Origin of the sequence: Enterobacter quasimori (genome assembly GCF_018597345.1) — a bacterium.
Lineage (GTDB): Bacteria > Pseudomonadota > Gammaproteobacteria > Enterobacterales > Enterobacteriaceae > Enterobacter > Enterobacter mori.
On record NZ_JAHEVU010000002.1, the window covers coordinates 172,859 to 195,372 of the forward strand.

The window sequence follows — 22,514 nt, forward strand, 5'->3', positions numbered from 1 at the left end:
CCACCCGGCAATTTTCCCCGCACCCTTATTCCCTTTTCTGCTTCTAAATCACCAAACGGTATATAAAACCGTTACTCCTTTCGACCTCGTTATAAATATTATGACTATAAGATAGTCATCACATTTATAAGGGTGCGCAATGGCCGTTACTGTACTAAAAAAAGGATCGCTGGCACTGGCAGGTTTACTGCTGGTGGCGCAGGCGCAGGCAACCGAGCTGCTTAACAGTTCGTATGATGTCTCCCGCGAGCTGTTTGCCGCCCTTAACCCACCGTTTGAACAGCAGTGGGCAAAAGACAATAACGGCGACAAGCTGACCATCAAGCAGTCCCATGCCGGTTCATCCAAACAGGCGCTGGCCATCCTGCAGGGACTGAAGGCCGATGTGGTGACCTATAACCAGGTGACTGACGTGCAGATCCTGCACGATAAAGGCAAGCTGCTCCCGGCGAACTGGCAGAGCCGCCTGCCAAACAACAGCTCGCCGTTCTATTCCACCATGGGCTTCCTGGTGCGCAAGGGCAACCCGAAGAACATCCACGACTGGAACGACCTGGTGCGTTCCGACGTAAAACTGATTTTCCCGAACCCAAAAACCTCCGGCAACGCGCGTTATACCTATCTGGCGGCATGGGGCGCGGCGGATAAAGCTGACGGTAACGATAAAGCGAAGACCGAGCAGTTCATGACCCAGTTCCTGAAAAACGTCGAAGTGTTTGATACCGGCGGCCGCGGCGCGACCACAACCTTCGCAGAGCGCGGTCTTGGCGATGTCCTGATCAGCTTTGAGTCCGAAGTCAACAATATCCGTAAACAGTACGACGCGCAGGGCTTCGAAGTGGTTATCCCGAAAACCAACATTCTGGCCGAGTTCCCGGTGGCCTGGGTGGATAAAAACGTGCAGGCAAACGGTACCGAGAAAGCGGCAAAAGCCTATCTCAACTACCTGTACAGCCCGCAGGCGCAGACCATCATTACCGACTACTACTACCGCGTGAATAACCCGGACGTGATGAACAAGCTGAAAGATAAATTCCCGCAGACCGATTTGTTCCGCGTGGAAGACCACTTCGGCTCATGGCCTGAAGTGATGAAAACGCATTTTGTCAGCGGCGGTGAGTTAGATAAATTGCTGGCGGCGGGGCGTAAGTAATGTTTGCAGTATCGACAAAACGCGTGCTGCCGGGCTTTACCTTAAGCCTCGGAACCAGCCTGCTGTACGTCTGCCTGATTTTGTTGTTACCGCTGAGCGCGCTGGTGGTGCAGCTCTCTGATATGAGTTGGGCCCAGTACTGGGAGGTAATCACCAACCCGCAGGTGGTGGCAGCCTATAAGGTGACGCTGCTGTCGGCGTTTGTGGCGTCGATTTTTAACGGCCTGTTCGGCCTGCTGATGGCGTGGATCTTAACCCGCTACCGTTTCCCGGGTCGCACGCTGCTTGATGCGTTGATGGATCTGCCGTTTGCACTGCCGACGGCGGTGGCGGGCTTAACGCTGGCTTCGCTGTTCTCGGTGAACGGTTTTTACGGCGAGTGGCTGGCGAAGTTTGATATCAAAGTGACCTATACCTGGCTCGGTATCGCGGTAGCGATGGCCTTCACCAGCATTCCGTTTGTGGTGCGAACCGTACAGCCAGTGCTGGAAGATTTAGGCCCGGAATATGAAGAAGCGGCGGAAACGCTGGGGGCGACGCGCTGGCAGAGTTTCCGCAAGGTTGTGCTGCCAGAGCTTTCTCCGGCGCTGCTGGCGGGCGTGGCGCTCTCCTTCACCCGCAGCCTCGGCGAGTTTGGTGCGGTGATCTTCATCGCCGGGAACATCGCCTGGAAAACGGAAGTGACCTCGCTGATGATTTTTGTGCGTTTGCAGGAGTTTGATTATCCGGCTGCGAGCGCGATTGCTTCGGTGATCCTCGCCGCGTCGCTGCTGCTGCTGTACTCGATTAACACACTGCAAAGTCGCTTTGGTCGACGTGTGGTAGGTCACTGATGGCGGAAGTTACTCAATTGAAGCGTTACGATGCGCCCCGCATCAACTGGGCAAAATGGTTTCTGATTGGGACGGGCGTGCTGGTATCCGCGCTTATTCTCGTTGTGCCAACGGTCTATATCTTTGTCCAGGCATTCAGTAAAGGGATTATGCCCGCGCTGGAAAATCTGGCGGACCCGGATATGCTGCACGCCATCTGGCTGACCGTGCTGATTGCGTTGATAACCGTCCCGGTTAACCTGGTGTTCGGTACGCTGTTGGCCTGGCTGGTGACGCGCTTCAACTTCCCGGGACGTCAGATGCTGCTGACCCTGCTGGATATTCCATTTGCCGTGTCGCCTGTTGTTGCCGGTCTGGTTTACCTGCTCTTTTACGGCTCTAATGGCCCGCTGGGCGGCTGGCTGGATGAGCACAACCTGCAGATCATGTTCGCCTGGCCGGGCATGGTGCTGGTGACCATCTTTGTGACCTGTCCGTTTGTGGTGCGTGAACTGGTGCCGGTGATGCTAAGCCAGGGGAGCAACGAAGACGAAGCCGCGGTGCTGCTGGGCGCTTCCGGCTGGCAGATGTTTCGCCGCGTGACGCTGCCGAACATTCGCTGGGCGCTGCTTTACGGCGTGGTACTGACCAACGCCCGCGCGATTGGGGAGTTCGGGGCTGTTTCTGTTGTATCCGGTTCCATCCGTGGTGAAACGCTGTCGCTGCCGCTACAGATTGAACTGCTGCAGCAGGACTACAACACCATCGGCTCCTTCACTGCCGCAGCGTTGCTGACGCTGATGGCGATTTTGACCCTGTTTTTGAAGAGTGTGGTGCAGTGGCGTTTAGAGAATCAGGAAAAACGTCAGCATCAGGAGGGAAATCATGAGCATTGAGATTGCCAATATTAAGAAGTCTTTTGGTCGCACCCAGGTGCTGAATGATATCTCGCTGGATATCCCTTCCGGACAAATGGTCGCGCTGCTGGGGCCGTCAGGTTCCGGTAAAACCACGTTGCTGCGTATTATCGCCGGGCTTGAGCATCAGACCAGCGGGCAGATCCGCTTTCACGGTACCGACGTGAGCCGTCTGCACGCCCGCGACCGTAAAGTGGGCTTTGTTTTCCAGCACTACGCGCTGTTCCGCCACATGACCGTGTTTGACAACATCGCGTTTGGCCTCACCGTGCTGCCGCGTCGCGAGCGTCCAAATGCGGCAGCTATCAAAGCGAAAGTGACCAAACTGCTGGAGATGGTGCAGCTTGCGCATCTGGCAGACCGTTTCCCGGCCCAGCTTTCCGGCGGGCAGAAACAGCGCGTGGCGCTGGCGCGCGCGTTAGCCGTTGAGCCGCAAATTCTGCTGCTGGATGAACCCTTCGGCGCGCTGGACGCGCAGGTGCGTAAAGAGCTGCGCCGCTGGCTGCGTCAGCTCCACGAAGAGCTGAAGTTTACCAGCGTGTTTGTGACCCACGATCAGGAAGAGGCGATGGAAGTCGCGGATCGCGTGGTGGTCATGAGCCAGGGCAACATTGAGCAGGTTGACGAGCCGGAGCAGCTCTGGCGTGAACCGGCGACGCGTTTTGTTCTGGAGTTTATGGGCGAAGTGAACCGTCTGCAGGGCGCCATTCGCGGCGGTCAGTTCCACGTCGGCGCGCACCGCTGGCCGCTGGGCTATACCTCCGCGCATCAGGGGCCGGTCGATCTGTTCCTGCGTCCGTGGGAAGTGGACGTCAGCCGCCGCACCAGCCTGGATTCGCCGCTGCCGGTACAGGTGCTGGAAGCGAGCCCTAAAGGTCACTACACCCAATTGGTCGTACAGCCGCTGGGCTGGTATACCGAGCCGCTGACCGTGGTGATGCGCGACGAAGAGCCGCCGCACCGGGGGGAGCGCCTGTTTGTTGGGCTGCAGCATGCGCGTATTTATCACGGGAAGGAGCGCATCGAGACGCGCGAGGATATTGCTCTGGCAGAGACAGCCTGATAGGTTATTAGGATGTTTATCGCCCGGTGGCGCTGCGCTTACCGGGCCTACAGTTATCACTGCGTCTTGTAGGCCGGGATCGCTGCGCGCCCCCGGCTTTTTTATTGAGTAAAAAACGTGAATACACTCGAAAACACCATCGGCAACACGCCTCTGGTCAAGCTTCAGCGCATGGGGCCAGACAACGGTAGCGAAATCTGGGTCAAACTCGAAGGCAATAACCCAGCGGGGTCGGTGAAAGACCGTGCCGCACTGTCGATGATTGTTCAGGCCGAAAAGCGCGGTGAAATTAAGCCGGGCGACGTGCTGATCGAGGCCACCAGCGGCAACACCGGTATCGCGCTGGCGATGATCGCCGCGCTGAAAGGCTACCGCATGAAGCTGCTGATGCCGGACAACATGAGCCAGGAACGCCGTGCCGCGATGCGTGCCTACGGGGCCGAGCTGATTCTGGTGACCAAAGAGCAGGGAATGGAAGGCGCGCGCGACCTGGCGTTAGAAATGGCCGAGCGAGGGGAAGGTAAACTGCTCGATCAGTTCAACAATCCGGACAACCCGTACGCGCACTACACTACCACCGGCCCGGAAATCTGGCAGCAAACCGAGGGGCGAATCACCCACTTTGTCTCCAGCATGGGCACCACCGGCACCATTACCGGGGTGTCGCGTTTTCTGCGCGAGCAGGAGAAAGCCGTCACCATAGTTGGCCTGCAGCCAGAAGAGGGGAGCAGCATTCCGGGTATCCGCCGCTGGCCTGCGGAATATATGCCGGGCATCTTTAATGCTCAGCTTGTGGACCAGGTGCTGGATCTTCACCAGCGCGAGGCGGAAAATACCATGCGTGAGCTGGCCGTGCGCGAAGGCATCTTCTGCGGCGTCAGCTCGGGCGGCGCGGTAGCGGGCGCGATTCGGGTAGCAAAGGCAAACCCGGGTGCCGTCGTGGTGGCGATTATTTGCGATCGCGGCGATCGTTACCTCTCTACCGGCGTCTTTGGTGAAGAGAGTTATTCGCAGGGGGCGGGGATTTAAGCGCCATGGAGATGATTTTATTCCGGGATAAAACCCGGGCGCAGCAAACCGATATTGTTGCGGTGCAGTCGCAGGTGGTTTACGGCAGCGTGGGCAACAGTATCGCTGTGCCGAATATTCGTACCCATCGGCTGAACGTGACTGCCGTGCCGACGGTGCTGTTCAGCAACACGCCGCACTACGACACCTTCTACGGCGGGGTGATCCCTGACGAGTGGTTCAACGGCTATCTTAAGGCCCTGAACGAGCGCGAAATCCTGCGCGAGCTTAAGGCGGTCACCACTGGCTATATGGGCAGTGCCAGCCAGATAAAACTGTTGGCCCAGTGGCTCAAGACCATCAAAGTGCAGCATCCCGATCTGCTGGTACTGGTCGACCCGGTTATCGGCGATATCGACAGCGGGATGTACGTGAAACCGGATATCCCTGAAGCGTATCGCGAGCATCTGCTGCCGCTGGCGCAGGGGATTACGCCGAACGTCTTTGAGCTGGAAGTGTTAAGCGGCAAGCCGTGCCGTACTCCTGAAAGCGCGATTGTCGCCGCGCAGGGGTTGCTCTCAGATACGTTGAAATGGGTTGCGATCACCAGTGCGCCGGTGGCCGATGACCCGGAAAATATCCACGTGGTGCTGGTGAGTAAAGAAAGCGTGACCGTGAGCGCGCACCCTCGTGTCGAAACCGATCTGAAAGGGACGGGCGATCTGTTCTGTTCGGAGCTGGTCAGCGGAATTGTCGAAGGCAAAACCATTGCTGAGGCGATTCGCAAAGCAGGGGATCGGGTGACGGACGTGATGGTTTATACCCAGTCGAAAGGCTACGACGAGCTTATTCTCCCCGCATAAACAAAAATGGCGCCCTAAGGCGCCATTTCTTTGTGCGGCAAGAATTACTTCTTGATGCGGATAACCGGGGTTTCGCCCACGGTAACGCTGCCGGACAGTTTGATCAGTTCTTTGATTTCGTCCATGTTGGAGATAACAACCGGAGTCAGGGTAGACTTCGCTTTTTCTTCCAGCAGTGGCAGATCGAATTCAATCACCGGGTCGCCAACTTTCACACGCTGGCCTTCTTCCGCGATACGCTTGAAGCCTTCGCCTTTCAGTTCAACGGTGTCGATACCGAAGTGAACGAACAGCTCGATACCGCTATCAGATTCGATAGAGAACGCATGGTTGGTTTCAAAAATTTTACCGATGGTGCCGTCAACTGGAGCAACCATTTTGTTGCCAGTTGGTTTGATAGCAATGCCATCACCAACGATTTTCTCAGCAAACACTACATCCGGCACGTCTTCGATGTTGACGATCTCGCCGGAGAGCGGAGCAACAATCTCAATAGTTCCGGAGTCTTTCTTATCATCAGAAACCAGAGATTTCAGTTTATCGAACAAACCCATGATCTTCTCCTAAGCAGTAAATTGGGCCGCATCTCGTGGATTAGCAGATTGTTTTTTCTTCAATGAACTTGTTAACCAGCGTCATTAACTCGTCCGTTGTCGGTTGAGCAAGAGCTTGCTCTGCTAACACCTTCGCATCTTCGAAGTTCGTGTTACGAATAATCTTCTTAATGCGCGGGATGGAAATGGCGCTCATAGAGAATTCGTCCAGACCCATACCCAGCAACAGAAGTGTAGCACGTTCGTCGCCTGCAAGCTCACCACACATGCCAGTCCATTTACCTTCTGCATGAGAAGCATCAATTACTTGCTTAATAAGCGTCAGTACGGACGGTGACATTGGCTGGTAGAGATGTGAAATCATATCATTACCACGGTCAACTGCCAGGGTGTACTGCGTTAAATCATTGGTGCCGATACTAAAGAAATCAACTTCTTTGGCTAAATGACGCGCAATGGTCGCCGCTGCAGGTGTTTCCACCATCACGCCGATCTCGATCGACTCGTCAAACGCTTTACCTTCGTCACGCAGTTCCTGTTTGTAGATTTCGATCTCTTTCTTCAGTGCACGCACTTCTTCAACAGAGATGATCATCGGGAACATGATGCGCAGTTTACCGAAAGCAGAGGCACGCAGGATGGCGCGAACCTGGTCGCGCAGGATCTCTTTACGATCCATGGCGATACGCACGGCACGCCAGCCCAGGAACGGGTTCTCTTCTTTCGGGAAGTTCATGTACGGCAGCTCTTTGTCGCCACCGATGTCCATAGTACGGACGATGACCGCCTGAGAGCCACAGGCTTCAGCCACGGCTTTGTACGCAGCGAACTGCTCTTCTTCCGTTGGCAGCGCGTCACGGTCCATGAACAGGAATTCAGTACGATAGAGACCGACACCTTCCGCACCGTTGCGCTCAGCGCCTTCAACGTCGCGTACGGTACCGATGTTCGCGCACACTTCAACCTGATGGCCGTCCAGCGTAATGGCTGGCAGGTCTTTCAGTTTAGCGAGTTCCGCTTTCTCGGTTGCAACCTGCTCCTGAACGGCGCGCAGCTGCTCGATCTCTTCGTTAGTTGGGTTGACGTAAACCTGGTTGTTTACGGCATCCAGAATCAGATAGTCGTCGTTTTTCACCTGAGCAGTGACGCTACCGGTACCCACGATGGCAGGCAGTTCCAGAGAACGCGCCATGATAGAGGTGTGGGAGGTACGGCCACCTGCATCAGTGATGAAACCCAGCACCTTTTTCAGGTTCAGCTGTGCGGTTTCTGACGGGGTCAGATCGGCGGCAACCAGGATAACTTCGTCCTGAATCGCGCTCAGATCGATAATGGCCAGACCCAGGATGTTGCGCAGCAGGCGCTTACCGATGTCACGTACGTCAGCCGCACGCTCTTTCAGGTATTCATCATCCAGTTCTTCCAGGGCAGTTGCCTGACCTTCGATAACTTCATGCGCAGCCGCGTCGGCCGTCATGCCTTTATCTTTAATCAGGGCTATGATTTCCTGCTCCAGCTCCTCATCTTCGAGCAGCATGATGTGCCCTTCGAAGATGGCTTCTTTTTCTTCACCGAAAGTTTCGCCAGCTTTAGTTTTGATCGCTTCCAGTTGCGCAGATGCCTTGGCACGACCGCTCAGAAAACGTTCAACTTCCTGATCAACCTTGTCGGCAGAAATTTTTTTCCGGTCAATGACGATTTCGTCTTCTTTCAGCAGCAGTGCTTTGCCGAAAGCGATACCCGGGGATGCTAAAATGCCTGAAATCATAACCCTACCTTACTTGTGACTGATATTGAAAAGAACCCGTAAACTTACTCGAGCTCAGCCATCAGTTTAACCAGATGCTCAACTGCTTTCTGCTCGTCTTCACCTTCCGCAGAGATGGTGACAACGGTGCCCTGAGTCAGGCCCAGAGTCTGCAGTTTGAACAGGCTTTTTGCGCTAGCGCTTTTGCCGTTGGAAGTTACAGTGATTTCAGAAGTGAAGCCTTTCGCTTCTTTAACAAACTGAGCAGCAGGGCGGGTGTGCAGACCGTTCGGAGCGGTAATGGTAACTTCTTGCTGGAACATTGTATTTCCCCAACTTATAGGTTTAGTGTTGTGGAACTAAAGTCTAGCCTGGCGGCTTAACTTTAGCCTGTATTGTTAGCGCTGACGTTTCAATCGTCATTAAACATTATGCAGCGAAAGCAAGACTTGAACCAAATCATAAAATCGATTCAGCAAGGCTATTTCGTTCACTGATTAATTTCACGCTTCAAAATAATTGCTGGTTTAAATACCAGACACAACGGGGTGAAGCAATGCCAGGAGGGGTAAAACTTTGAAGCAGGCCACAAAAAAGCACCTGGAAAGGTGCTTTTTTACGCGTTTTTAACATGCTGGCATCACTGTTGCAGTTCTTTCTCAGTGAAGAGATCGGCAAACAGTGCAGTGCTCAAGTAACGCTCACCCGAAGATGGAAGGATAACCACAATATTCTTATTGGTAAAGGTCTCATCTTCCTGAAGTTTGAGTGCGGCCGCCACGGCAGCACCGGAAGAGATCCCCGCCAGAATGCCTTCTTCGTCCATCAGACGACGTGCGGTTGAGATCGCTTCTTCGTTGGTAATGGTCACGACTTTATCAATCAGCTTCAGATCCAGGTTACCTGGAATGAAGCCTGCGCCGATACCCTGAATTTTGTGCGGGCCCGGTTTCAGCTCCTCACCTGCCAGAGCCTGAGTGATAACCGGTGAGTCAGTCGGTTCGACGGCTACGGTAATCAGGTCTTTTTTACCTTTCGTGCCTTTAATATAGCGGGACACGCCGGTTAGCGTACCGCCGGTACCGACGCCAGAGATAAACACGTCAACCTGGCCGTCCGTATCTTCCCAGATTTCCGGGCCGGTGGTTTTCTCATGGATTTCCGGGTTTGCCGGGTTGCTGAACTGCTGCAGCAGCAGATATTTTGCCGGATCGCTGGCCACAATTTCTTCGGCCTTCTGAATGGCACCTTTCATGCCTTTCGCGCCTTCGGTCAGAACCAGGTTTGCACCCAGCGCTTTCAGCAGCTTGCGACGTTCAATACTCATGGTTTCAGGCATGGTAAGCGTCAGCTTATAGCCACGCGCCGCGGCGACATAGGCCAGAGCGATACCGGTGTTGCCGCTGGTCGGCTCAACCAGCTCTACGCCTGGCTTCAGTACGCCACGTTTTTCCGCATCCCAAATCATGTTTGCACCGATGCGGCATTTTACGCTGAAGCTTGGGTTACGTGATTCGACCTTCGCCAGAATGCGTCCATTACCGATACGGTTCAGTCGAACCAGGGGCGTGTGACCGATAGTCAGCGAGTTGTCTTCATAAATCTTACTCATGGCCTGTCCTTAACTGTATGAAATTGGGATACCGACCCAGCATACCTGTTGAACAGGTAGGGGGAAGTAAGGAATTCGCATATCTATATACTGCAAGGAAATAATGGGGATCAGTATGGAATAAGGGGCGGCATAAGCCACCCCTGCTTTACACATTTTTGCATTATTTCCATAACGCGTGCTTAGCACGGTAGCAGTCCACCCACATCGCCGTCGCGCCGCAGACGGCGACGGGCATGATGAACAGATTCAGGAACGGGATCATGGTGAACAGGCTGGTCAACGCGCCAAACTGCATATTGGCAACCTTCTGGCTGCGCAGGGCGGTGCGCATCTCTTTAAACGGCACCTTGTGGTTATCGAACGGGTAGTCGCAATATTGAATGGCCAGCATCCAGGCGCTGAACAGGAACCACAGCACCGGTGCCACCGTCTGGCCGATACCGGGCACAAAATAGAGAATAAGCAGCACAATCGCGCGAGGCAGATACCAGGCAAACTTCTGCCATTCGCGTTTCATAATGCGCGGGAGATCTTTCATGATCCCCCATATGCCCGTGTCCGGCGGCGTCGCGCCGGTGAGTCGTGCCTCAAGCTGTTCCGCCAGCAGGCCGTTAAACGGTGCGGCTATCCAGTTCGCAATCGTTGAGAAGAAATAGCCAAACACCAGCAGCACGGAGATCACCGCCACCGGCCAGAGAAGGTAGTTCAGCCACTGCAGCCAGTCCGGCACATGGCTCATCAGCGACGGGATCCAGCTCTCCAGCTTTGTGAACAGCCACCAGAACGCGCCGCCCATCAGAATAATGTTGATCAACAGTGGGAGAATGACGAAGCGTCGAATACCCGGCAGGGAGACCAGTTTCCAGCCCTGAGAAAAATACCAGACGCCGCTGCGCGGGGGAGAAGAAGATGTTGAAACCATAACCAGGCTGTACTCCTTTTTACACAACCAGTGGAATTGCCCGCCTATATTATCCAGTTACGGACCAATGACCAGTTCGGAAATGTTCGAAAAAACAGCAAAAAGCACGTTTTAGCGCATCTTTATGCTGTGAATGCTCTGCATACACTTGCACTTGAGTTAAACGGCAAATACTCTTAGTGAGTAAATGTTTGCCGTGGTGGCAAGGTGTTAGAACAACAGAGAATATAATGATGCAGGATTTGCGTCTGATATTAATCATTGTTGGCGCGATCGCCATAATCGCTTTACTGGTACATGGTTTCTGGACCAGCCGTAAAGAGCGTTCTTCTATGTTTCGCGATCGCCCACTGAAGCGCATGAAGTCCAGTCGTGATGACGATGACGTTGAAGACGACATCGACGGTAGCGACGACGACGGCGTGGGTGAAGTTCGTGTTCATCGGGTCAATACTGCGCCCGGCGCAGGACATGGGGAGCAAGAAGCGCCTCGTCCTTCGCAGCACCAGTATCAACCGCCGTATGCTTCCGCACAGCCGCGCCAGTCAGCGCCACAGCCTGTGGAAGAGCCGGTGCGTCAGCCGCCGCAACAGCCGGTTCATCAGCAGCCCGCTGCGCCGCAACCTGTGCCTCAACAGCCTGTGCAACAACCCGTGCCTCAACAGCCTGTACAGAAGCCAGTGCAGCCGATTCAGCAACCGCAACAACAGCCTGTCCACGCGCAGCCAGCGCCTCAGCCAGCGCCCGCGCCACACGTTGAGCCAGAGCCCGTTGTAGAGCCGGAGCCGGTTGTCGAAAAACCGCAGCGCAAAGAAGCGGTAATCATCATGAACGTTGCCGCTCATCATGGTAGCCACCTCAATGGTGACGTGCTGCTCAACAGCATTGAGCAGGCAGGTTTCAAATTTGGCGACATGAATATTTTCCATCGTCACCTGAGCCCTGACGGGAGCGGCCCGGCGCTGTTCAGTCTGGCAAATATGGTCAATCCAGGTACCTTTGACCCGGAAATGACCGGTGATTTCGTGACGCCGGGTGTGACGATCTTTATGCAGGTTCCGTCCTACGGTGACGAGCTGCAAAACTTCAAGCTGATGCTGCAGTCCGCTCAGCACATTGCCGACGAAGTGGGTGGTGTCGTGCTCGACGATCAGCGTCGAATGATGACCCCGCAGAAATTGCGCGAGTATCAGGACCGCATCCGCGAAGTTAAGGAAGCCAACGCGTAATCGCCGCGATGACTTCGACTCCTCCTCAACCCCCGCCTGTCGGGGGTTTTTTCTCATTGATGGTGCGATATGGACTCAATCGAACAACAACTCACTGAACTGCGAACCACGCTTCGCCATCATGAATACCTCTATCATGTTATGGACGCGCCGGAAGTACCGGATGCGGAGTACGACCGCCTGATGCGCGAGCTGCGCGAACTGGAGGCGCAGCATCCGGAACTCATCACGCCGGACTCCCCGACGCAGCGCGTCGGTGCGGAACCGCTGGGTGCTTTCAGTCAGGTACGCCACGAAGTCCCGATGCTGTCCCTGGATAACGTCTTTGATGAAGAAAGTTTCCTGGCGTTTAACAAGCGCGTCCAGGATCGTCTGAAAAGCAGTGATTCGCTGAGCTGGTGCTGCGAGCTGAAGCTGGACGGCCTGGCGGTCAGCATTCTTTATGAAAATGGCGTGCTGGTGCGTGCGGCGACGCGTGGTGACGGTACCACGGGCGAAGACATCACCACCAATGTGCGTACCATCCGCGCGATCCCGCTCAAGCTGCACGGCGAGAATATTCCTGCGCGTCTGGAAGTGCGCGGTGAAGTGTTCCTGCCTCAGGCGGGCTTCGAGAAAATAAACGAAGAGGCACGCCGCACCGGCGGGAAAGTGTTTGCTAACCCACGTAATGCGGCGGCAGGCTCTCTGCGCCAGCTTGATCCGCGTATCACCGCGAAGCGACCGCTTACTTTCTTCTGCTACGGTGTTGGTATTCTGGAGGGTGGCGAACTGCCGGACACGCACCTCGGACGTCTGCTGCAGTTTAAGGCGTGGGGTCTGCCGGTCAGTAACCGCGTTCAGCTCTGCGACTCTCCGGAGGAGGTCCTGGCGTTCTACCACAAAGTGGAAGAGGATCGTCCAACGCTCGGCTTTGATATTGATGGCGTTGTCATCAAGGTCAATTCACTGGCGCTGCAGGAACAGCTGGGCTATGTGGCGCGCGCGCCGCGCTGGGCGGTGGCGTTTAAGTTCCCTGCTCAGGAGCAGATGACCTTCGTTCGTGACGTAGAGTTCCAGGTCGGCCGTACGGGGGCAATTACTCCCGTTGCGCGTCTGGAGCCGGTCCATGTTGCTGGTGTGCTGGTGAGTAACGCCACGCTGCATAACGCCGATGAAATCGAACGACTGGGCCTGCGCATTGGTGACAAAGTAGTAATTCGTCGCGCGGGCGACGTTATTCCGCAGGTGGTTAACGTTGTGGAATCAGAGCGTCCTGACGATACGCGTGAGGTTGTCTTTCCGACCCACTGCCCGGTGTGCGGTTCGGACGTTGAGCGTGTGGAAGGCGAAGCGGTGGCGCGCTGTACGGGCGGCCTGATTTGTGGCGCGCAGCGTAAAGAGTCGCTGAAGCATTTCGTCTCCCGGCGGGCGATGGACGTCGACGGCATGGGCGATAAAATTATCGATCAGCTGGTTGAGAAAGAGTACGTTCACACGCCAGCGGATCTGTTCAAACTGACCGCGGGTAAACTGACCGGCCTGGATCGCATGGGGCCGAAGTCAGCGCAGAATGTCGTTAACGCGCTGGAAGCGGCGAAAGAGACCACTTTCGCCCGATTCCTGTACGCGCTGGGTATTCGTGAAGTCGGCGAAGCGACAGCGGCAGGGCTGGCGGCGTACTTTGGTACGCTGGAGGCGCTGGAAAAGGCAAGTATCGACGAGCTGCAAAAAGTACCGGATGTCGGTATTGTCGTCGCCACGCACGTCTTTAACTTCTTTGCTGAAGAGAGCAACCGTGAGGTCATCGGCAAACTGCTGGAAGAGGGCATCAAATGGCCCGCGCCGGTAGTGGTCAATGCAGAAGAGATCGACAGTCCGTTTGCCGGTAAAACCGTGGTGCTGACCGGTAGCCTGAGCCAGCTTTCCCGCGACGACGCTAAAGCGCGTCTGGTGGCGCTGGGGGCCAAAGTGGCGGGCAGCGTATCGAAGAAAACCGACCTGGTGATCGCCGGGGAAGCGGCGGGTTCTAAGCTGGCGAAAGCCCAGGAACTCGGCATTGAGGTTATCGACGAAGCGGAAATGATGCGTCTGTTAGGAGAGTAACGTGGAGAAAGAACAGCTCGTGGAGATCGCCAATACCGAGATGCCGTTCGGTAAATACAAGGGCCGCAGGCTGATCGATTTGCCGGAGGAGTATCTGTTGTGGTTTGCCCGCAAGGATGAATTCCCGGCAGGGCGACTGGGCGAGCTGATGGCTATCACGTTACTGATCAAAACCGAGGGGCTGACCCAGCTGGTTCAGCCCCTGAAACGTCCTTAAGCCTTCGCGGCGCGGGTCTCTTCCTGCGCCAGCTTTTCGGTCTGGCGTTTGTAGCGACGCGCCAGCACCGCGCAGACCATCAGCTGGATTTGGTGGAAAATCATCAGCGGCAGCACCATCATCCCAATCACCGAGGTTGGGAACAGAATGTTCGCCATCGGTATGCCGTTCGCCAGGCTCTTTTTCGAGCCGCAGAAGACAATCGTGATTTCATCCGCTTTATTAAAGCCGCATTTGCGCGCCACAAACACATTCACCGCAATCACTATCGCCAGCAGAATAATGCTGACGACCACGATAAACAGCAGTGAACCTGCGCCAACCTTATGCCAGATGCCGTTGACCACCGCTTCACTGAAGGCGGAGTAAACCACCAGCAGAATCGACGTCTGGTCGGTTTTTGAAATCCATTTTTTATGCTTCGCCACAAACGCGCCGGTCCACGGCCGGGAAAGATGCCCAAGCACAAACGGCAGCAGCAACTGCAGACAAATTCTTCCGACCTGCTCCAGGTTGCCCTCTGCACCGTGCATGTTCATCAGCAGGCCCACCAGCAGCGGCGAGACGAAAATCCCTAACAGGCTGGAAGCGGATGCTGAACAAACTGCCGCCGCCACGTTGCCGCCTGCCAGCGAGGTAAAGGCGATAGCAGACTGCACGGTAGCGGGAAGAATGCACAGATACAGGAATCCGGTATACAGGGCTGGATCGACATTTACCGGAGCCCACCAGGCAAACAGTACGCCCAGCACAGGGAAGAGGATAAAGGTGCTGCACATCACCCACAGATGCAGTCGCCAGTGTCCACCGCCTGCAATGATGGCCTCGCGGGAGAGTTTGGCGCCATGCATAAAGAACAGAAGGGCGATGGCCGCTGTGGTCAGCCCCTCAAAGAAGGGGACGAAACCGCCGCGAGCCGGGAAAAACGAGGCCAGTAAAACGGTAACGACCAGAGTAAGCGTGAACGGATCAAGGATACGAAAAAGTTTCATAATCACTCCTGAAAGCAGATGACGCTATTGTGCTTTCTTCCGTTTGAGAAATAAAATTGATTTATTGCATCTATTCATGAATTAAACAGATGAATTATTCATTACGTCAGCTTCGTGTTTTTGTCACCGTGGCGCAGGCTCGCAGTTTTAGCCGGGCGGGGGAGATGATCGGCCTGAGCCAGTCGGCCGTCAGTCATAGCGTTAAGGAGCTGGAAACGCAGACGGGAGTGAAGCTGCTCGACCGAACGACGCGTGAGGTGGTGCTTACCGAAGCGGGGCAGCAGCTGGCGACGCGTCTGGAAAGGCTGCTGGACGAGCTGAACAGCACGCTCAGGGATGTGGGGCGGCTCGGACAACAGCTTTCCGGCACGGTGAGGGTGGCGGCGAGCCAAACCATCTCCGCGCATCTTATTCCTCAGTGTATAGCCGAAAGTAATCATCGCTATCCGGATATTGATTTTGTTTTGCATGACAGGCCGCAGCAGTGGGTGCTGGAGAGTATCCGTCAGGGGGATGTGGATTTCGGCATTGTTATTGACCCGGGTGCGGTAAGCGACCTGGAATGCGAAGCGGTGCTCTCAGAACCCTTTTTGTTACTTTGTCGCGATGACGACGCGCTGGCATCAATGCCGCAGGTGACATGGCAGGCGCTGCAAGGGGCAAATCTGGTGCTACAGGATTATGCTTCAGGAAGCCGCCCGTTGATTGATGCCGCGCTTGTCGCACAAGGTGTGAAGGCAACCATTGTGCAGGAGATAGGGCACCCGGCCACGCTGTTCCCCATGGTCGAAGCCGGGATTGGGATAAGCGTACTACCGGCGCTAGCGCTGCCGTTGCCGCAGGGGAGTCGCTTAACGGTGAGGCGTTTTACGCCCTGCATTCAACGCCAGCTGATGCTGGTTCGACGCAAAAACCGTTCTCTCTCAGGGGCGGCTCACGCCTGCTGGGACGTGGTGCGCATGCAGGCTCAGCGCTTAATGGAAGCCCGCACGCGCGATCCCCTGTTTAACGATCAGATATAGATATCAATCTTGTGCTCAGCGGAAGGGTTGTTGACGCCTTGCGCCACTGGCTGACCGTTTTCCTGTTTTGGCATCTCTTCCTCTGCCTGCTGACGCTGCAATTGCGCCAGCTGTGCCTGCAGCATAGTCAACTGCGATTCGAGTAACTCCTGCTGCTTTTGTTTTTCTTCTGTTGTTGCATCACTCAGTGCCACTTCTTTGAGTTGCTGAGTGGCTTTTGTTATCTGTTTCATCAGCCGATTGATCTGGGAGGCAATGTCATTGCTACCAGAACTGTTATCAGGGCTGCCGATTTCCATCGCCGACAGAGAAACTGCATTGAGGGTTGTCATAATGAGATCCTTTTCGCCATAAAACAGAGGTATCGGCAAGGAAAGGATTAGCTTGAGCAGAACTGCCATATCTGGCAGGTTCGAATTGATTAAATCGCAGATAGCAAAAAAGCGCCTTTAGGGCGCTTTTTTACATTGGTGGGTCGTGCAGGATGACTCGCTTCGCTCACCCTTTGGGCCGTCGCCGTAAACGGCTCCGTTGCCTCTCTGCGTTCGGCTCGAACCTGCAGCAGGTTCGAATCGTCCATATCGCAGATAGCAAAAAAGCGCCTTTAGGGCGCTTTTTTACATTGGTGGGTCGTGCAGGATTCGAACCTGCGACCAATTGATTAAAAGTCAACTGCTCTACCAACTGAGCTAACGACCCGAAATGGTGGGCGATGACGGGCTCGAACCGCCGACCCCCTCCGTGTAAAGGAGATGCTCTACCAACTGAGCTAATCGCCCATTTCGGAACTGCTGCGATAAGATGAGAATGGTGGGCGATGACGGGCTCGAACCGCCGACCCCCTCCGTGTAAAGGAGATGCTCTACCAACTGAGCTAATCGCCCAATCTCAATTCTTATCTGCACTGCGAGTCTACTTAAAGTAGATGGTGGGTGATGACGGGCTCGAACCGCCGACCCCCTCCGTGTAAAGGAGATGCTCTACCAACTGAGCTAATCACCCCCGCTGTGTGGAGTCGCATTATAGGGAGAGTTGAAAATGAGTCAACGCATTTTCTAAAGTTTTTATTCGTTCGTCGTAAAATTAGACAAAACGATCGCGAAATGGGCGGTGTCGCATGATTTCTAAACAAAAACAGTAAACTCAGGCCCGATTCAGGGAACAACATTGAGGAATCGCCGCACAGTGATAGAATATTGCCCATTGTTTTTTCCCCAGGATTTGCCGATTGCCGGCATCTTTATAACGTAAGGCCATTTCATGAAAATCAAAACTCGCTTCGCGCCGAGCCCGACAGGCTATCTGCACGTCGGTGGTGCACGTACCGCTCTCTATTCCTGGCTTTTTGCACGCCACAACAAAGGTGAGTTCGTGCTGCGTATTGAAGACACCGATCTTGAGCGCTCCACGCCGGAAGCAATCGAAGCCATTATGGATGGTATGAACTGGCTGAATCTGGAATGGGACGAAGGCCCGTATTTCCAGACCAAACGTTTTGACCGCTATAACGCGGTCATTGATGAAATGCTGGTCGCGGGCACGGCGTATAAGTGCTATTGCTCCAAAGAGCGTCTGGATGCCTTACGTGAAGAGCAGATGGCGAACGGTGACAAGCCGCGTTATGACGGTCGTTGCCGCCACGACCATAGCGAGCATGCGGCCGATGAGCCGTGCGTTGTGCGTTTTGCTAACCCGCAAGAGGGTTCTGTTATCTTTGATGACCAGATCCGTGGCCCAATTGAATTCAGCAACCAGGAGCTGGACGATCTGATCATTCGCCGTACCGACGGCTCACCAACCTACAACTTCTGTGTGGTGGTGGACGACTGGGATATGGAGATCACCCACGTTGTTCGTGGTGAAGACCATATCAACAACACGCCACGTCAAATCAACATCCTGAAGGCGCTGAATGCGCCCGTGCCGGTGTATGCACACGTATCCATGATCAACGGTGACGACGGTAAAAAACTGTCTAAGCGCCACGGTGCGGTGAGCGTGATGCAGTATCGCGACGACGGTTATCTGCCGGAAGCGCTGCTGAACTATCTGGTGCGTCTGGGCTGGGCTCACGGTGACCAGGAGATCTTCAGCCGCGAAGAGATGATCGAACTGTTCTCTTTGAACTCTGTGAGCAAATCAGCGAGCGCATTCAATACCGATAAGCTGCTGTGGCTGAACCATCATTACATCAACACCATGCAGCCAGAATATGTCGCGACGTATCTGCAGTGGCACATAGAGCAGGCAAATATCGATACCCGTACCGGGCCTGAACTGGCCGATCTGGTGAAACTGCTCGGTGAGCGTTGCAAAACGTTGAAAGAGATCGCCGAAAGCTGCCGTTACTTCTACGAAGAATTCGATGAGTTTGATGCCGACGCGGCGAAGAAACACCTGCGTCCGGTTGCCCGCCAGCCGCTGGAAGTGGTGCGTGACAAAATCGCCGCTATCACGGAATGGACCGCGGAGAATGTGCATCATGCGATTCAGGCAACCGCAGATGAGCTTGAAGTCGGTATGGGCAAAGTAGGGATGCCGCTGCGCGTCGCCGTGACCGGTGCAGGCCAGTCTCCAGCGCTGGACGTTACCGTTCATGCTATTGGTAAGTCTCGTAGCGTGGCGCGTATCAATAAGGCACTGGGTTTTATTGCTGAGCGTGAAAGCCAGCAGTAATCAATCGCCAGTGAATCAAACGGCAGGGGAACCTGCCGTTTTTTTTGTCTGCTATTCAGCAATACCGAGACGTGAGAGAAATCCTTTTACCCCCTCGCGCTTCAGCAATACGAGAAGACGCTCCTGTTCAACCTGCGTCATGTTCTCCAGCGAGTCGATGATCTGTGGGAGCAGGGTAGACGATGACGGTATCCCATAAAGAGAGGGCGTTTCGGCCACCTGATAAATCGCCTGCCGGTGACGGATGGCAGGAAGGCTAATAATATGTTCCTTCACTCGCGCATCGACATGGATCAGTCTTGCTCTTCCACCTTTTACGCCGTTAACACCCTCCGTTTTCCATCCCTTCTGGCGTATCCAGCGGTTGACGGTTTGCCTGGCGACGCCCAGACAGTCAGCCAGTTCATCCGTGGTCATTTTGCTGCGTAATCTTTTCATATTAGTTCTGGTCGCGAATCCCTAAACGTTGCAACAATCCGGTAATCCCTTCCCGCAGTAACAGCGATGTCAGCTGCTTTTGCTCATCCGGCGTCATTTCATTTGCCAGTGTCAGAAGTAAAGTATGAAGTGAACCCTCGTAGCCAGCGCTGTCTGGCATTTCAGGCGTCTCAGACGCCCTGCGGGCACTGCGGATAAACTCCCGTACCTTTTCATTCACATGCACCAGACGCGCCTTACCACCCTGAACGCCTGGTTTTGGCGATGTAATCCAACCTTCTTTACGTACCCATTTATTGATGGTCTGACGGCTATAACCAGTGAGCACGGCTAACTCTTCTGGCGTCATTCGTTCCTTGATCATGCAATTTCCTGAGCGTTCGTGGGGTTAATTAGTGGTTCATCTTATAGCACCGTTTTACTAGAAAACGTGACAGGCTTAACTCCTGGCTGCGAGCAGGCTCGCAAAGTGATTCATTTGCATGATTTTTCAGCGATTGAAAGGTGGGGGCTGATTTTGCCGTTGACACTCAGCGGCGGAATTCATATTATGCCGCCCGTCAACATGACAGCTTTACGACGGGGCTATAGCTCAGCTGGGAGAGCGCCTGCATGGCATGCAGGAGGTCAGCGGTTCGATCCCGCTTAGCTCCACCAAACTCTGAACCCAACAGAGTGCGGTAAGTAAAGTAACATGTGGGGCTATAGCTCAGCTGGGAGAGCGCTTGCATGGCATGCAAGAGGTCAGCGGTTCGATCCCGCTTAGCTCCACCAAAATTTGAACCCTCGTCGAAAGACGGGGGTTTTTTTATGCCTTTGTAAAATGTTTATACTGCTTTTGTTGCGATAAAACGCTTTTTCTATACCTCACCTCAATTCAAACCAATAAACGAGTCTATAAATAGACTTGAACTTGATTCGAGCAATTAATAAACCTATTATCCATCCGGTCAATGATATGATGGTAAAATAGATTCCCTGACTGAATGAATAGAAAAACTTACAATAACGTAAAAATATTTATGATTGCCTTCGCGCTATGCCTGATTGCGGTGCCATTTTCCCGTTATATCTCCCCGCGCGCTATTGTTAACGGACATGACGTCTATTTAGCATGGCTACCATTAAGCGTTATGCTGGCCGTTATTTTGTTGTTTGGCCGCCGGGCAATTATTCCCATTCTGTTATGTTTTACTATTACTAATATATTTGTAGTTGATTTAGCGCCGCTACAATATGCAGTTCTTCTGTTTTGTCAGACTTTTTCAGTTTTTGCTATATGTGGCATTATCCGTCTTATGCTGGGCAGGCGCTGGCGCCACAGCGTGCCTAATAAATACATCGGGATCCGTATTTTCTGGCTGGGTTTTATGGTGCCGATAGGTATCAAAATATCAATGTATCTGGCTGGTTATTTATTCGATTTCCCGGTAACCATCTCCACTTACTTCGGTGAAGGCACCCTTATTTACAGCGTTGTGGATATTCAAAGCCTGATCTGCGCGGCGTTGATTTTCACCATGATGTTCTATTATCCATTAAGAATGATTATTAATCCCCGCTACGCCAGAACCTTCTGGCTGCGGAGCGTGAAGCCCGTGTTTTTTCACAAGAAAGCATTGTTGATATTTGTCTGGCTGACGCTTCTGATCGCCCTCATGGCAATTTTATGTGCACCGCTAGAGTCACCTATAATTGCAGGATATCTTGTGCCCATAATTTTTATTCTTTTTACGTTGGGCATCAGTTGTTTAAGCTACGCGCTCATGTCATTGCTTTGGGCGGCATCCGCACTCCTGCTACTGACCTACAACGACAACTTTCTGAACGGCGTGGAGTCGGGGCACTCGCTCTCCTTTATCCTGTCTGTACTCATTTCTTTCGCCATCTGTTTGCTTTATATGTCGCGGATTTACCGGCGAAGCGAATGGATGAAGAAGGGCTGGCAGGACAGGGCGTTAACCGATCCGTTGACCGGGTTGCCTAACATTCGCGCGCTGGATGACTTTCTCATGATCCACCCTGATACCAAGGTGTGCTGCCTGCGAATGGATAATCTGGAATTTCTGAGCCGTCACTACGGCATTCTGATGCGGGTTCACTGCAAGCGTATGATTACCGCATCGCTCCAGCCCTTACTGCAAAAAGATGAGCAGCTTTTCCAGTTGCCTGGCAGCGAGCTGGTGCTGGTATTGCTGGGGCCGGGAACGTCAGAGCGTCTGCAGCATATGGTTGATCAACTGAATAGCCGCAAGATTTACTGGAACAACACTGGGCTGGATATAGAGTTTGGGGCTTCCTGGGGGGAGGTTGAAGACGGTGAGAACCTGCACCATACGCTTGGTCAGCTTAGCTGGCTGGCAGAGCAGTCGTGTGCTGCGCATAATGTGCTTGCTCTGACGAACAGCATTGAGGACGTCTCCGGGCAAACCACCGATAGGGTGCTGATGTTAGGGCGCATTAAACGTGCGCTTGATGCCGACGGGCTCCAGCTGTACGCCCAGTCGATTCAGAATGCCGAGGGGAAAGGCTATTACGAAATCCTCTCGCGCCTGGAGAGCGAGGGAGAGACGATCGCCCCCGATCGCTTTATTCCGCTGATTGCCCAGTTTAACCTGAGCCATCGCTTTGATCTGAACGTTGTTGAAAAGTTACTGGTCTGGCTGCGGGATAATCCCGCCACGCATGCCGGTACCCGTTTCTCCGTCAATTTGATGCCGATGACCTTAATGCAAAAAGAGGTCGCCACGGAGATTATCGCGCTCTTCGCTCGCTATAACGTCCCGCCGCAGGCCGTGGTCATCGAGATAACCGAAGAACAGGCTTTCTCCAATTCGGGCAGTAGCATTAACAATATCCAGCAGCTGAGGGATCATGGGTTCCGTATTGCTATTGATGACTTTGGAACAGGCTATGCCAACTTTGAGCGTCTGAAGCGCCTCCAGGCCGACATCATCAAGATTGATGGTTGTTTCGTAAAAGATATCTGCAGCGACAACATGGATGCGATGATTGTGCAGTCGATCTGTAATCTGGCGAAAACAAAATCGCTCTGCGTGGTAGCGGAATATGTTGAAACTCCGGCGCAGCGGGATATGTTGCTGCACCTTGGCGTCGACTATCTGCAGGGCTACCTGTTAGGTAAACCCAGACCGCTTGCCGAATTACGGGCATAAAAAAACCGGGAGCTTTCATGCTCCC

The 22,514-nt window shown here is 54.0% G+C and carries 21 protein-coding genes and 6 tRNA genes; 14 read left to right on the top strand and 13 right to left on the bottom strand.

What is annotated here, in order from left to right; all coding sequences use genetic code 11:
• Positions 1-139: 139 nt before the first annotated feature.
• The 6 genes from KK102_RS09225 (at position 140) to pdxK (ending at position 5,816) form a co-directional block, all read left to right on the top strand.
• On the top strand, positions 140-1,153 hold the full coding sequence (locus KK102_RS09225; RefSeq protein ID WP_216357432.1) for a sulfate ABC transporter substrate-binding protein: 1,014 nt from the start codon (positions 140-142) through the stop codon (positions 1,151-1,153).
• Positions 1,153-1,986: a sulfate/thiosulfate ABC transporter permease CysT gene (gene cysT / locus KK102_RS09230; RefSeq protein ID WP_089597870.1), complete on the top strand. Its 834-nt coding sequence runs from the start codon at positions 1,153-1,155 to the stop codon at positions 1,984-1,986. Before KK102_RS09225 ends, cysT begins: the two co-directional genes overlap by 1 nt.
• Positions 1,986-2,861 carry a sulfate/thiosulfate ABC transporter permease CysW gene (gene cysW, locus KK102_RS09235; protein ID WP_216357433.1) on the top strand — a complete coding sequence of 292 codons (876 nt, stop codon included), beginning with the start codon at positions 1,986-1,988 and terminating at the stop codon, positions 2,859-2,861. Before cysT ends, cysW begins: the two co-directional genes overlap by 1 nt.
• Positions 2,851-3,945 (top strand): sulfate/thiosulfate ABC transporter ATP-binding protein CysA, encoded by a 1,095-nt coding sequence (cysA, locus tag KK102_RS09240; RefSeq protein ID WP_216357434.1) that lies wholly within the window; start codon positions 2,851-2,853, stop codon positions 3,943-3,945. The genes cysW and cysA overlap by 11 nt, the downstream gene beginning before the upstream one ends.
• A gap of 117 nt (positions 3,946-4,062) precedes the next feature.
• The gene (gene cysM / locus KK102_RS09245; protein ID WP_126544310.1) at positions 4,063-4,974 is read left to right on the top strand and encodes a cysteine synthase CysM; all 912 of its coding nucleotides are present in this window, start codon (positions 4,063-4,065) and stop codon (positions 4,972-4,974) included.
• A 5-nt stretch (positions 4,975-4,979) separates the two neighbouring features.
• Positions 4,980-5,816, top strand: a complete 837-nt coding sequence (gene pdxK, locus KK102_RS09250) for a pyridoxine/pyridoxal/pyridoxamine kinase (RefSeq protein WP_126544311.1) — start codon at positions 4,980-4,982, stop codon at positions 5,814-5,816.
• 44 nt (positions 5,817-5,860) lie between these two features.
• Here pdxK and crr read toward each other — a convergent pair whose 3' ends face one another.
• The 5 genes from crr to cysZ all read right to left on the bottom strand — a co-directional run bounded on the left by crr (position 5,861) and on the right by cysZ (position 10,654).
• Positions 5,861-6,370, bottom strand: coding sequence for a PTS glucose transporter subunit IIA (crr, locus tag KK102_RS09255; protein WP_003861316.1), 510 nt, complete (start codon positions 6,368-6,370; stop codon positions 5,861-5,863).
• A 40-nt stretch (positions 6,371-6,410) separates the two neighbouring features.
• On the bottom strand, positions 6,411-8,138 hold the full coding sequence (ptsI, locus tag KK102_RS09260; protein WP_216357435.1) for a phosphoenolpyruvate-protein phosphotransferase PtsI: 1,728 nt from the start codon (positions 8,136-8,138) through the stop codon (positions 6,411-6,413).
• 44 nt (positions 8,139-8,182) lie between these two features.
• A complete protein-coding gene (ptsH, locus tag KK102_RS09265) occupies positions 8,183-8,440 on the bottom strand; it encodes a phosphocarrier protein Hpr (protein WP_000487600.1) in 258 nt (85 codons plus the stop codon).
• 317 nt (positions 8,441-8,757) lie between these two features.
• Positions 8,758-9,729, bottom strand: coding sequence for a cysteine synthase A (gene cysK / locus KK102_RS09270; protein WP_010433759.1), 972 nt, complete (start codon positions 9,727-9,729; stop codon positions 8,758-8,760).
• A gap of 163 nt (positions 9,730-9,892) precedes the next feature.
• Positions 9,893-10,654, bottom strand: a complete 762-nt coding sequence (gene cysZ, locus KK102_RS09275) for a sulfate transporter CysZ (protein ID WP_126544313.1) — start codon at positions 10,652-10,654, stop codon at positions 9,893-9,895.
• A gap of 230 nt (positions 10,655-10,884) precedes the next feature.
• Here cysZ and zipA point away from each other — a divergent pair, with 230 nt between their 5' ends.
• From zipA to KK102_RS09290, 3 genes are all read left to right on the top strand, one after another.
• Positions 10,885-11,883, top strand: a complete 999-nt coding sequence (gene zipA, locus KK102_RS09280) for a cell division protein ZipA (protein ID WP_216357436.1) — start codon at positions 10,885-10,887, stop codon at positions 11,881-11,883.
• Positions 11,884-11,952: 69 nt separating this feature from the next.
• A complete protein-coding gene (gene ligA / locus KK102_RS09285; protein WP_216357437.1) occupies positions 11,953-13,968 on the top strand; it encodes an NAD-dependent DNA ligase LigA in 2,016 nt (671 codons plus the stop codon).
• A gap of 1 nt (position 13,969) precedes the next feature.
• Positions 13,970-14,185, top strand: coding sequence for a DUF3820 family protein (locus KK102_RS09290; protein WP_003861328.1), 216 nt, complete (start codon positions 13,970-13,972; stop codon positions 14,183-14,185).
• Here the strand turns inward: KK102_RS09290 and KK102_RS09295 are convergent.
• On the bottom strand, positions 14,182-15,177 hold the full coding sequence (locus tag KK102_RS09295) for a bile acid:sodium symporter family protein (protein ID WP_010433751.1): 996 nt from the start codon (positions 15,175-15,177) through the stop codon (positions 14,182-14,184). The genes KK102_RS09290 and KK102_RS09295 overlap by 4 nt on opposite strands.
• Before the next feature lie 89 nt (positions 15,178-15,266).
• On the opposite strand from KK102_RS09295, the gene KK102_RS09300 reads away from it, so the two are divergent.
• On the top strand, positions 15,267-16,199 hold the full coding sequence (locus KK102_RS09300; RefSeq protein ID WP_216357438.1) for a LysR family transcriptional regulator: 933 nt from the start codon (positions 15,267-15,269) through the stop codon (positions 16,197-16,199).
• Here the strand turns inward: KK102_RS09300 and KK102_RS09305 are convergent.
• From KK102_RS09305 to KK102_RS09325, 5 genes are all read right to left on the bottom strand, one after another.
• Complete coding sequence (locus tag KK102_RS09305; RefSeq protein WP_126544317.1) at positions 16,190-16,531, bottom strand: FlxA-like family protein; 342 nt, start codon at positions 16,529-16,531, stop codon at positions 16,190-16,192. The two genes, KK102_RS09300 and KK102_RS09305, sit on opposite strands and share 10 nt — an antisense overlap.
• A gap of 291 nt (positions 16,532-16,822) precedes the next feature.
• Positions 16,823-16,898: transfer RNA gene (locus KK102_RS09310), tRNA-Lys, on the bottom strand.
• 4 nt (positions 16,899-16,902) lie between these two features.
• Positions 16,903-16,978 (bottom strand) — tRNA-Val (locus KK102_RS09315).
• A 29-nt stretch (positions 16,979-17,007) separates the two neighbouring features.
• Positions 17,008-17,083: transfer RNA gene (locus tag KK102_RS09320), tRNA-Val, on the bottom strand.
• Between the two features lie 42 nt (positions 17,084-17,125).
• Positions 17,126-17,201, bottom strand: a tRNA-Val gene (locus KK102_RS09325).
• Positions 17,202-17,459: 258 nt separating this feature from the next.
• Here KK102_RS09325 and gltX point away from each other — a divergent pair.
• Complete coding sequence (gltX, locus tag KK102_RS09330) at positions 17,460-18,875, top strand: glutamate--tRNA ligase (protein ID WP_089597878.1); 1,416 nt, start codon at positions 17,460-17,462, stop codon at positions 18,873-18,875.
• Between the two features lie 51 nt (positions 18,876-18,926).
• Here the strand turns inward: gltX and KK102_RS09335 are convergent, their stop codons facing one another.
• Both KK102_RS09335 and KK102_RS09340 read right to left on the bottom strand, forming a co-directional pair.
• Positions 18,927-19,313 (bottom strand): YfeC-like transcriptional regulator, encoded by a 387-nt coding sequence (locus KK102_RS09335; RefSeq protein WP_089597879.1) that lies wholly within the window; start codon positions 19,311-19,313, stop codon positions 18,927-18,929.
• Between the two features lies 1 nt (position 19,314).
• Positions 19,315-19,677 carry a YfeC-like transcriptional regulator gene (locus KK102_RS09340; RefSeq protein ID WP_010426183.1) on the bottom strand — a complete coding sequence of 121 codons (363 nt, stop codon included), beginning with the start codon at positions 19,675-19,677 and terminating at the stop codon, positions 19,315-19,317.
• Positions 19,678-19,894: 217 nt separating this feature from the next.
• On the opposite strand from KK102_RS09340, the gene KK102_RS09345 reads away from it, so the two are divergent.
• The 3 genes from KK102_RS09345 to KK102_RS09355 all read left to right on the top strand — a co-directional run bounded on the left by KK102_RS09345 (position 19,895) and on the right by KK102_RS09355 (position 22,489).
• Positions 19,895-19,970: transfer RNA gene (locus tag KK102_RS09345), tRNA-Ala, on the top strand.
• A 41-nt stretch (positions 19,971-20,011) separates the two neighbouring features.
• A tRNA-Ala gene (locus tag KK102_RS09350) sits at positions 20,012-20,087 on the top strand.
• A gap of 212 nt (positions 20,088-20,299) precedes the next feature.
• Positions 20,300-22,489, top strand: a complete 2,190-nt coding sequence (locus KK102_RS09355) for an EAL domain-containing protein (RefSeq protein ID WP_216357439.1) — start codon at positions 20,300-20,302, stop codon at positions 22,487-22,489.
• Positions 22,490-22,514: the final 25 nt, after the last annotated feature.

Bases quoted from the DNA above. Each gene is read 5' to 3' on its own strand.
- KK102_RS09295 (WP_010433751.1), bottom strand. From the start codon at position 15,177: ATGAAACTTTTTCGTATCCTTGATCCGTTCACGCTTACTCTGGTCGTT.
- cysW (WP_216357433.1), top strand. From the start codon at position 1,986: ATGGCGGAAGTTACTCAATTGAAGCGTTACGATGCGCCCCGCATCAAC.
- KK102_RS09340 (WP_010426183.1), bottom strand. From the start codon at position 19,677: ATGATCAAGGAACGAATGACGCCAGAAGAGTTAGCCGTGCTCACTGGT.
- cysK (WP_010433759.1), bottom strand. From the start codon at position 9,729: ATGAGTAAGATTTATGAAGACAACTCGCTGACTATCGGTCACACGCCC.
- zipA (WP_216357436.1), top strand. From the start codon at position 10,885: ATGATGCAGGATTTGCGTCTGATATTAATCATTGTTGGCGCGATCGCC.
- ptsH (WP_000487600.1), bottom strand. From the start codon at position 8,440: ATGTTCCAGCAAGAAGTTACCATTACCGCTCCGAACGGTCTGCACACC.
- ligA (WP_216357437.1), top strand. From the start codon at position 11,953: ATGGACTCAATCGAACAACAACTCACTGAACTGCGAACCACGCTTCGC.
- cysA (WP_216357434.1), top strand. From the start codon at position 2,851: ATGAGCATTGAGATTGCCAATATTAAGAAGTCTTTTGGTCGCACCCAG.
- cysT (WP_089597870.1), top strand. From the start codon at position 1,153: ATGTTTGCAGTATCGACAAAACGCGTGCTGCCGGGCTTTACCTTAAGC.
- ptsI (WP_216357435.1), bottom strand. From the start codon at position 8,138: ATGATTTCAGGCATTTTAGCATCCCCGGGTATCGCTTTCGGCAAAGCA.
- KK102_RS09225 (WP_216357432.1), top strand. From the start codon at position 140: ATGGCCGTTACTGTACTAAAAAAAGGATCGCTGGCACTGGCAGGTTTA.
- gltX (WP_089597878.1), top strand. From the start codon at position 17,460: ATGAAAATCAAAACTCGCTTCGCGCCGAGCCCGACAGGCTATCTGCAC.
- pdxK (WP_126544311.1), top strand. From the start codon at position 4,980: ATGGAGATGATTTTATTCCGGGATAAAACCCGGGCGCAGCAAACCGAT.
- KK102_RS09300 (WP_216357438.1), top strand. From the start codon at position 15,267: ATGAATTATTCATTACGTCAGCTTCGTGTTTTTGTCACCGTGGCGCAG.
- cysZ (WP_126544313.1), bottom strand. From the start codon at position 10,654: ATGGTTTCAACATCTTCTTCTCCCCCGCGCAGCGGCGTCTGGTATTTT.
- crr (WP_003861316.1), bottom strand. From the start codon at position 6,370: ATGGGTTTGTTCGATAAACTGAAATCTCTGGTTTCTGATGATAAGAAA.
- KK102_RS09335 (WP_089597879.1), bottom strand. From the start codon at position 19,313: ATGAAAAGATTACGCAGCAAAATGACCACGGATGAACTGGCTGACTGT.
- KK102_RS09305 (WP_126544317.1), bottom strand. From the start codon at position 16,531: ATGACAACCCTCAATGCAGTTTCTCTGTCGGCGATGGAAATCGGCAGC.
- KK102_RS09355 (WP_216357439.1), top strand. From the start codon at position 20,300: ATGAATAGAAAAACTTACAATAACGTAAAAATATTTATGATTGCCTTC.